Here is a 9,908-nt window from a genome sequence, read left to right on the forward strand (position 1 = left end):
GACAGGATGCTGGTCGCTCACCCTTACTGCCCGCCCTTTTGGACATAAGAGCGCACGAACTCCTCGGCGTTGTTTTCTAGCAGCCCATCAATCTCATCGAGCAATTCATCGGTGCCGGCGGTATTGATGCTCAGCTGCGTGGAAGTAAATTCCTCATCGCCGGCGGAGTCACCGCCGCCATTGCCGCCAGTGACCTGGGACTGGTGAGTAGACATAGGGAGGAAGTCCTTTCTTTGGCTTCTGCCTAAATGCTTGGTTATTAATTACGGTACTCGGGCTGAATCCCGCTGTCAGTGAGTCCTTGGAGGAGATCCTCCACCGTACGTGCGGTGTCGATGATCTCCTCGCACTGGGCGCGGGTCAGGCCGGTGGTCTCATCCATCGGAACCGTGGCCCAGGGCGCCGCGGTTGTCTCGCCTACCCGAACGGTGAGGCTTTGCCAGCTCGCGGCAATGATGTCCTCGCCGAATTTCTGTGTCACTCGGCCGCGGAAATACGCGCGGGTATCCTCCGGAGGGGTGCTGGCGGCGTCTTCAATCTCTGCAGCGCTAAAGATCTGGCGCATCTGACCTTTACGCACCAGCGCGTGGTGTAACGACTTTGCCGGATCGATCTCCGCGTATTGCAGGTCAATCAGGCGCAGCTTCGGGTCTGCCGGATCGATACCGCGGTCGAGGTAGCCCTTGATCAAGCGATATTTCGCCACCCAATCCAAAAGGTGCGCGGCCTGCATCGGGTCCTTTGCCAGAAGTGCTACGGCCTCGTCCCAAGCCGCAAGCACCTTGTGGTCTGCGTCGGTGCGTGGGGTGACGCGAGCGCGGTATTCGGCGAGGATTTCTAGGGCGGTGAGCTGGCGGGCGTCGGCAAGCTCAAGGCGATGTTGCAGGCTGAGATCGCGGCTGACGCGCGGGACCTCCGCCACGGCATCCTGCAAGCGAAGATCGCTAAAGTCCACGCCCTGCTCAATCGCATCGAGCACCAGGGAGGTCATGCCCAGTTTGAGCAGTGTGGAGGTCTGCGACATATTCGCATCCCCAATGATGACGTGGAGGCGCCCATAGTCCGCGTGCACCGCATGCGGCTCGTCGCGGGTATTGATGATGCCGCGATTGAGGGTGGTCTCCAGCGAAATTTCCTGCTCAATATAGTCAGCGCGCTGGGAAATCTGGAATCCCGGCTCCTCGCCAAACTCGCCGATCCCCATGCGCCCAGCGCCGATGACTACCTGGCGGGCCACGAAAAATGGAATAAGGGCCTGCGCCATGGTGTCAAAATCCGTGGCGCGAGAATACTGATAGTTCTCGTGCGAGCCATAGGACGCGCCCTTGCCGTCCACGTTGTTTTTGTAGAAACGCAAGGCAGGGCACGGGTCGTGGTTGGCAAGGACAGACTTTCCTTGCTCAGTAAGGCCCGCTACGGCCGCTGCTGATTGCAGGAGCGTAGCGTCACCTGCGGCGTCGTAAAGCGTGGCGTCCCAGGCATTGGTGCACTCTGGGCCGGAATATTCCGGGTGCGCGTGGTCGACATAGAAGCGCGCACCATTGGCCGTGACCACATTGGCCACCCCGATGGCGTTGGGATCCACCACGGGCACGGTTTGATAGCGCTTGAGATCAAAGCCGCGGGAATCGCGCAGCGGGTGTTCCTCAGCAAAGTCCCAGCGCGAGCGCGCCCCAGTGTGCATAGCGGCATAAGCTACCACCGCGTGCGTGGAAGAAATGATGGGCGAATATTCCGATAGCTCTGGGGTAGCAATTCCGTACTCGGTCTCGGTGCCTACTACGCGACTCATGCGCTCCTCTTTGCAGTCAGTAGCTCCACCCGTTCTACGCGGGCTCCAGCATGGTCTTGGGAAATGATCTTAGTCCACTCCTCCGGGTTGGTAGAGGTGGGCACGTACTCGGATTCGGCGCGCTCGGCTGCGATGGCCTGGAGCAAATGCTGCTTGGCGATGCCCCCGCGATGCTCGCCTTCCCCCTGCTCGCAATCTGCACGCATCTGCAACGCTTCCTTAATAGCCAGCTTCTTGGCACGTGAAAGGATATTGGCAATCATCGCGCCGGAGACAAAGTCCCGGTAGTGCAGAATTTCGCGCTCTCCGCTGGAAAAATGCAGCTGCACAAAGGGGCGATCGGCATAGAGCTCATCCACCGCGGCGCTGATGAGTTCCTCTAGCGTGCCCTCGTGCGGCACGGATTCTGCAAAGTGGCGAGCAAAGATCTCGCGGGCGCCCTCTTTATTCGGCCGGTTGACCCGGATCTTGATATCCAGCCGACCGGGGCGCATGATGGCGGGATCGATGAGCTCCTCGCGGTTGGTGGCGCCGATGACTATCACATTGGAAAGGCTTTCTACTCCGTCGAGTTCCGTGAGCAGCTGCGGCACCACCGTGGTTTCCATATCCGAGGACACGCCTGAGCCACGGGTGCGGAAGATGGACTCCATCTCATCAAAAAAGATGACCACCGGCCGATCAGAACTCAGCTGGGCTAGTTCGCGGGCGCGCTCAAAAATGAGGCGGATGCGGCGTTCCGTCTCACCTACATACTTATTGAGCAACTCTGGGCCCTTGATATTGAGGAAGTAACTCGGCCCATCACTGCCCAATTGCTGCGCCAAGGAATGGGCCACGGCCTTGGCGATGAGCGTCTTACCGCACCCAGGCGGGCCATAAAGGAGGACGCCCTTAGGCGGCTGTAGCTCGTAGTGGTGATAGAGGTCCGGATGGATAAACGGCAGTTCCACGGAATCGCGGATCTGGGAAATCTGCTCGTCTAGTCCGCCGATGTCCTCGTAGCGCACATCCGGCACTTCTTCGAGGGACAGCTGGGAAAGCTCTGTCTTTTCCACCTTTTCCAGCGCGATTGCAGCCTTGGGATCAACGAGCACAATTTCGCCTGCTGCCACGCGGGCTTCCTCGCGCAGTGCCTGCGATAGCAGCACCACTTTTTCCTCGCCGGAGGAATTTGCCACGATGAGGCGTTGATCTCCTAAGCGCTCGACCACGGTGGCGAGCTCGCCCGTGCGCTCGGGTGCGCACCCTTCCACCACCACGAAGCCATCGCCCAAGCGAACCTGCTGGCCGGCTACTAGGCTACCTGGTTCCACATTGGGCGAGACCTTAAGCTGCATGGTGCGGCCATTGGTGTAGACCTCCGCGGTGGTTCCCACCTCGCTGTGGGTAGGCGAATAGCCGAGGAAAACGCCGTAGGTCGATGCCGGCTCTGCCAGCGCATTGACCTCCGCAAAAAGCTGTTCCAGCTTCACCCGCGATTCTTTTAATAAGCCGGCCAACCTCTGATTGCGGGCGGCAAGCTGGTTGACCTGCCGCTTGTAGTCCGTGGCTTGATCCATGCCCACTACTCTAACGCGGGCTGGCCGGCTAAAGAGGCCACTTGCGCTTTAAATTCTGGGCGATCTGATGAGCCTACTTTCGGGCTCTATTTTCGGGCACGGCGCTGCGGACGCGGCGGAGTGACGCCATCGGCCAAGCGACGGGTCCAGATAAGGAAGGCGGTATGCGCGTTCATACGGTGCTCTGGGCGGGTAGCCAAGCCTTCAACCTTCCATTCGCGCACCAGCGATTCCCACGACTTAGGCTCGGTGAAGCACTTGAGCTCGCGAATGCCTTCCATGACCTTCATCAACTGCGGCACCGTTGCCACGTAGGTCATGAAGACACCACCGGGGATGAGGAGATCGCGCACGGTCTCCAAGTGCTCCCAGGGCTCGAGCATATCGAGGATTACGCGGTCGACTGGACCGCCCAAGTCCTCGGCGGTGACATCTCCTAAATCGCCTAGGCGCGGCGACCACCACTCGGGTTGCTCGCCAAAGTATTCCTTGACGTTATCTACCGCATACTCGAGGTGATCATCGCGCACCTCATAGGAATACACATGCCCCTCTGGGCCCACGGCGCGTAGCAGGGACATGGACAGCGCACCGGAGCCGGCGCCGGCCTCTAGCACGCGCGCGCCCATGAAGATATCGCCCTCTACCAAAATCTGCGCCGCATCCTTGGGGTAGATCACCGCGGCACCGCGCGGCATCGACAGCACGTGGTCCACCATCAGGTGGCGGAAAAGCAGGATGGAGGAGCCAAGGGTGGACTCAATAACCGAGCCCTCGTCCATACCCACGATGTCATCATGGTTAATGATGCCCTTGTGGGAGTGGAACTGGCCTCCTTCTTCCAGAATGACCGTGTAGTGGCGCCGCTTGGCGTCGGTAAGCTGCACGCGGTCGCCATAGGCAAAGGGGCCGGAATAAGCCATGTCTCAAGACTCCTCGAGGTTGCGGTTACTATCCCACCAAGTATGCCTCAAGTGCCTGCGCGAGCCATACTTGGTCCCGCTCGCCTACCATTTCTCGCGCCGAGTGCATGGACAGCATGGGCACGCCCACATCCACGGTGTCGATGCCCAGACGCGTCGCCGTAATGGGACCAATGGTCGAGCCACAGGGCACATCATTATTGCCCACAAACCGCTGCACCGGCACGCCTGCCTTCTCGCACGCTGCTTCCCACAGCGCCACCGTGGTGGCATCGGAGGCATAGCGCTGGTTGCCGTTGATCTTGGTCACCGGGCCCTTGCCGATGATCGGGTGGTGCGTGGGATCGTGCTTGCCCACGTAGTTGGGGTGCACCGAATGCGCGGCATCGGCCGAGACACAGCTCGAGCGGGAGAACATCTGGAAGCGTTCCTCCTCATTGGCCCCCAGCGCCCGCGCCGTGCGGGTCAGCACATCCGCCAGGATTGGTCCGCCCGCACCGTAGCGCGAGCTGGATCCCACCTCTTCATGGTCAAAGGCCATCATGACCAAGATATCGTTTCCGCGATAACTCTCGGCGGCCTTCTTCATCGCCTCCAACGAGGCATACACGGAAGACAAGTTATCCATGCGTCCGGCCGCGATGAACTGCTCGCCGGCGCCAAAGACTTCGCCGCGAGCGGCATCGGCCGTAATCAGGTTGAAGGAAGCAATATCCTGCTTGGCGACGCCCGCCTTTTCCCCCACTACCTGCAAGATCGACGCCTCCGGGTCTCCGACGCTCAAAACCGGCTGCATGTTGTGCTGGCGATCCGGCTTAAACTCATCCTTGCGGTAGAGGTGAATGGCGAGCGACGGCAGGCGCAGTACCGGGCCAGTATTGACCAGGTGCCGAGTGCCATCCTTGGTGACAATCTGCCCGGCAACGGTCAGCTCCCGGTCAAACCAAGTATGCAGTAGCGCCCCTCCATAGATCTCTACTGCCACCTGCTGCCAGCCGGCTGCGGAAAAGTCCGGCGTGGGCTTAAGAACCAAGCCCGGCGAGTCCGTATGCGACCCCACGATGCGGAAACCAGAATTCTTATCCGCGCCCTCTGGCACGTACCACGCCGCTACCGCGCCGCCGCGCACCATGACGTGGCCGCCAGGCGCAGCGGACCACTGCGTTCCCTCATCCTGTACCTCAAATCCCGCCTCACGCAGCTGGCGGGATACCTCATCGGCAGCGTGGTACGAAGAAGGAGAAGCAGCAATAAAATCTAGGAAATCTGCGGTATAACTCATACCTCCTAGCTTGCCACGAATCGCGCGGCGATAGGCTAGATACACCATGGCTACTTCATCTACACCCCGCCCACTCGCCTTGTCACCCTCGCGCGCCTCCGACTATAAGCAGTGCCCGCTGCTCTATCGCTTCCGTGCCATTGACAAGTTGCCCGAGCCCAAGACCATCGCGCAGGTCAAAGGAACCCTCGTGCACGCCGTCCTGGAAGAGATGCACAAGCTACCGCGCGACGAGCGGACCTATCCTGCCGCGGTAAAGATGATTAAGCCTTCCTGGGCAGAGATGACCGCCAAAGACGAGGAACTTTTAGAGCTCGTGCCAGAAGAAGACACCTACGACTTCTTCGTCGCTGCCAGGGAATTGCTCAAAGGCTATTTCCAGATGGAAAATCCACAAGGCTTTGATTGCCAAGAAACCGAGATGTACGTCAATACGGTCCTGCCCAATGGCGTCCCCGTCCGTGGCTTCATCGACCGCGTGGACCGCGCGCCAACCGGCGAGGTCCGAGTCGTGGATTATAAAACCGGAAAGAAGCCGCTTCCCCGCTATTCCCAGGATGCACAGTTCCAGATGCGCTTTTATGCGCTGGTCTACTGGCGCATTCTAGGCACCATTCCCCACCAGTTGCGCCTGATGTACCTCAAGGTGTTGGACTCGATGTTTCTCACGCCTAACCGAGAGGAGCTCGAATACTTCGAGCGCGATCTCGGCGAGCTGTGGGCCAAAATTGAGGCGGATGGGCGCGCCGGGGACTTCCGCCCGAAGCCATCCAAGCTCTGCGGCTGGTGCGCCCACCAGGATCTCTGCCCGGAGTTTGGCGGCACTCCGCCGCAGTACCCGGGCTGGCCGGGTTCCGCGACGGATAAGAAGGACTAGCGCCGCACCTGCCTAGAAAAGGCCCGAAATGGTGCCCTGCTTATCGACGTCGATATTATTGGCCGCCGGTTTCTTCGGCAGCCCCGGCATCGTCATGACGTTGCCCGTGAGCACGACGATAAATCCCGAACCGGTGCGCGGCAGCAGTTCGCGCACATGCAGCGTATGGCCTTCCGGCGCCCCCAGAGCAGAGGCATCATCGCTGAAGGAGTACTGCGTCTTAGAGATCACCACGGGCAGCTTGTCCCAGCCATTGTCCTGGATGTACTTCAGATCCTTGAGCGCCTTAGCCCCGTATTCCACACGGTCCGCGCGATAGATCTCGCGCGCGATGGTCTCGATGGAGGCCTCGATTCCCTCCTGCGGATCGTAAAGCTGCTTGGCGCCTCCCTGCAGGTTCTCCAGCAAAGTCTCTGCCAGCTTGGTAGCGCCCGCGCCGCCCTCGGACCACACGTTGGCTTCCTCCAAGGCCACGCCGAAATCTTCGGCCCACTGTCGCATAAACTCGCGTTCTGCTTCGGTATCGGACCAGAAGAGGTTGAGCGCTACTACCGGTTTGATCCCGAACTTGCGCAGGTTTTCTACGTGTCGCTCTAGGTTGACTATGCCTTCCTTGAGGGCATCCAGGTTTTCCTCGGTGAGCTTATCCTTGGCCACACCGCCGTTGTATTTCTGCGAGCGGATGGTGGCAACGACCACGGCACCGGCAACATCTAGGTCGCCAAAGCGCGCCTTGATGTCGACGAACTTTTCTCCGCCTAGGTCGGAACCAAACCCAGCCTCGCTTAAGACGATATCGCCGAATTGCAGTGCGGTGTGGGTTGCCAGCAGGGAGTTGCAGCCGTGCGCAATATTGGCGAATGGCCCACCGTGCACCAAGGCCGGCACGCCGCCAAGGGTCTGTACCAGGTTGGGGTTGAGGGCATCACGCATGAGCGCCGTGAGCGCCCCCTCCGCATTCAAGTCGCGCGCAGTAACAGGGCGCTGATCATAGGTGAAGCCGATGGTGATATCGCCGAGGCGCTTCTTTAGGTCATCGAGGTTCGTGGCCAAGCACAGGATTGCCATGATTTCGGAGGCCGCGGTAATGGTGAAACCGGTTTCTGCAGGCACACCGTGAGCTGGCCCGCCCAGACCGGTCACCACGTTGCGCAGGGCACGGTCGTTGACGTCCATGCACCGCTGCCACGTCACTCGTCGCGGGTCGATGCCCAAGGCGTTGCCTTGATGGATGTGGTTATCAATGATGGCGGCCAGGGTATTGGTTGCAGAGGTAATGGCGTGAAAATCGCCGGTGAAGTGAAGATTGATGTCTTCCATGGGGACGATCTGTGCATAGCCGCCGCCAGCCGCGCCGCCCTTAATACCCATCACTGGTCCTTGGGAGGGCTCGCGCAGTGCAACGATGGCCTTCTTGCCCAACTTGTCCAGGGCGTCGGTAAGGCCAATGAGAACGGTGGACTTGCCCTCGCCGGCAGGTGTGGGCGATACGCCGGTGACAAGCACCAGCTTGCCCTGGTTTTCCTTGGAATAGTCCACCTTGGTGATATCGACTTTGGCTTTGGTGGTGCCGTAGGGAATCACGGCGTCGGCAGGAATGCCTGCCTTGGACGCGATCTCCGCGATTGGCTGCAGTTGGTGGGCTTGGGCAATTTCAACATCGGATGGCTGAGTAGTCATGTTTTTAGCCTACCGAGCCTGCGAGTTAAATAACCCGGATTTTTCTAAGAAAGTGAATTGAATCAATCAGCCCGTCCTTGCTGCGATCCAAAAAGGCGCCCTCCAGGGCGCCTTGTGGGTGGACTTGTCGTCTATCTTTTACAGGATGACGAGGCCGAATGCGTAGCCCAACAGGACAGAAACCACGATGCTGACCGTGCCTGGGATAAGGAATGGGTGGTTGAATACGGCCTTGCCGATTCGAGTCGAACCTGTATCGTCCATCTCCACCGCTGCCAGCAGCGTTGGGTAGGTCGGCAGGATGAACAGAGCCGAGACGGCCGGGAAAGCAGCGACTGCGGTAAGGGGGCTTACGCCCAGAGCCAGGGCTGCTGGCATGAGGGCCTTGGTCGTAGCGGCCTGCGAGTACAGCAGCGCTGCGGCGAAGAACAAGACCACCGCGAGCAGCCACGGCGAAGACTCAATAACGCTGCCAGCCATAGACTGAATATCGTCCATGTAGTGGTTGATAAGGCTGGTGCCCAACCATGCAACGCCAAGCACACAAATACATGCGGACATACCGGACTTAAATACCGGGGTATTGAGAACATCTCCGGCCGGGACCTTCGTCATCATGACGATGATGGTGGCCGCGGTGAGCATAACCGTCATAATGGCCTCATTACGTGGCAGGGTTGGCTCTGCAATTAGGCCGACCTGCTCCGAGGTCAGCGTGGCCCATGCCATCACGATGACGATGGCTACCAGGAACACCAGAACAGAAGCCTTGGCACCCTTCTGCGGCTGGAAGTTCTCAGCACCCAGTGGTTGCTTAACCAGGCCTTGCGCCTTGCGCTCCTGGTACACCGGGTCATCATCTAGTTCCTTGCCAAACTTATTAGCAATCCACGCAGCCGGGAAGATAGACAGGAACGTTGCCGGAATGACGACCGCCAGCACCTGCAAATAGCCCACTCCAGCTGGTTCCAACAGGCTGGCTAGGAGAACCACTGCGGCAGAAATAGGAGAGGCACAAATTGCCATCTGAGAGGCAACTACCGCAATGGAAAGCGGGCGTGAAGGGCGAACCTTGCCTTCTTTAGCTACCTCAACAATGACCGGTAGCGTGGAAAATGCAGTGTGGCCGGTACCAGCCAGTACCGTCATCAACCACGTAACGATGGGCGCGTAGAACGTAATCCGCTTCGGGTTCTTGCGCAGAAACTTTTCTGCGATGTGCACCAGGTAGTCCATGCCACCAGCCCTCTGCATCGCGGCGATGGCGGCAATGACGGTCATGATGATACCGATGACGTCGAACGGGATGTCTTCCCTAGTAATGGGGACACCGGTGAGACCAAGGGCCAACACACCGAGGCCGCCGGCCATACCGATACCAATTGAACCAATCCTCGCGCCCAAGAAAATGGCGGCGAGAACGATGACTATATGAACAATAACCATGGACATACTCCATACGCTCTGTATGCAAACTAAGGGCACGCATCCCCATACAGAGTGCATGCCGTCCTCAACATCTTCTATTCTGCACCTGTCACGTCGATTTATTCACTCGAATTGTCCGTTTGTGTTGATTCCCACATGTATTAAGTGTCTCGTTATAAGACGGTCGGTATCCTTCTCCGCATTCGCCCAGCACAGGGACGTAAAAGGAAACTAGCAACCGCCGGGCGGATTCTAGGGGTCGTTGCAACGATGATGGTTAGTTTGGTTTGATGCTACCGGTTTGTGTGAGGGCGTTGGTCATGACTTCGGCTGGGGTGCGCCAGTTGAGTGCTTTGCGTGGTTT

8 protein-coding genes are annotated in these 9,908 nt (G+C 59.1%); 1 reads left to right on the forward strand and 7 read right to left on the reverse strand.

All coding sequences use genetic code 11. From position 1 onward, the window contains the following. Positions 1–23: 23 nt before the first annotated feature. The 5 genes from MHY24_RS08790 to MHY24_RS08810 all read right to left on the reverse strand — a co-directional run bounded on the left by MHY24_RS08790 (position 24) and on the right by MHY24_RS08810 (position 5,559). Positions 24–215 (reverse strand): ubiquitin-like protein Pup, encoded by a 192-nt coding sequence (locus MHY24_RS08790; RefSeq protein ID WP_239229895.1) that lies wholly within the window; start codon positions 213–215, stop codon positions 24–26. A gap of 44 nt (positions 216–259) precedes the next feature. Then, positions 260–1,792 (reverse strand): depupylase/deamidase Dop, encoded by a 1,533-nt coding sequence (gene dop, locus MHY24_RS08795; protein ID WP_239229908.1) that lies wholly within the window; start codon positions 1,790–1,792, stop codon positions 260–262. Next, a complete protein-coding gene (gene arc, locus MHY24_RS08800) occupies positions 1,789–3,354 on the reverse strand; it encodes a proteasome ATPase (RefSeq protein ID WP_239229928.1) in 1,566 nt (521 codons plus the stop codon). Before arc ends, dop begins: the two co-directional genes overlap by 4 nt. 86 nt (positions 3,355–3,440) lie before the next feature. Further along, the gene (locus tag MHY24_RS08805) at positions 3,441–4,277 is read right to left on the reverse strand and encodes a tRNA (adenine-N1)-methyltransferase (protein ID WP_239229930.1); all 837 of its coding nucleotides are present in this window, start codon (positions 4,275–4,277) and stop codon (positions 3,441–3,443) included. A 28-nt stretch (positions 4,278–4,305) separates the two neighbouring features. Next, entirely contained in the window at positions 4,306–5,559 is a 1,254-nt protein-coding gene (locus tag MHY24_RS08810) for a M18 family aminopeptidase (RefSeq protein ID WP_239229932.1), read from the reverse strand. Between the two features lie 46 nt (positions 5,560–5,605). Here MHY24_RS08810 and MHY24_RS08815 point away from each other — a divergent pair, with 46 nt between their 5' ends. Next, complete coding sequence (locus tag MHY24_RS08815; RefSeq protein ID WP_239229934.1) at positions 5,606–6,436, forward strand: RecB family exonuclease; 831 nt, start codon at positions 5,606–5,608, stop codon at positions 6,434–6,436. 12 nt (positions 6,437–6,448) lie between these two features. On the opposite strand, the gene MHY24_RS08820 is transcribed toward MHY24_RS08815, so the two are convergent. Further along, positions 6,449–8,116, reverse strand: a complete 1,668-nt coding sequence (locus MHY24_RS08820; protein WP_239229936.1) for a formate--tetrahydrofolate ligase — start codon at positions 8,114–8,116, stop codon at positions 6,449–6,451. A gap of 138 nt (positions 8,117–8,254) precedes the next feature. Continuing rightward, entirely contained in the window at positions 8,255–9,562 is a 1,308-nt protein-coding gene (locus tag MHY24_RS08825; protein WP_239229938.1) for an anaerobic C4-dicarboxylate transporter, read from the reverse strand. Positions 9,563–9,908 lie beyond the last annotated feature (346 nt).

This window comes from Corynebacterium sp. ACRPQ, from assembly GCF_022347225.1.
GTDB classification, from domain to species: Bacteria; Actinomycetota; Actinomycetes; order Mycobacteriales; family Mycobacteriaceae; genus Corynebacterium; species Corynebacterium tuberculostearicum_D.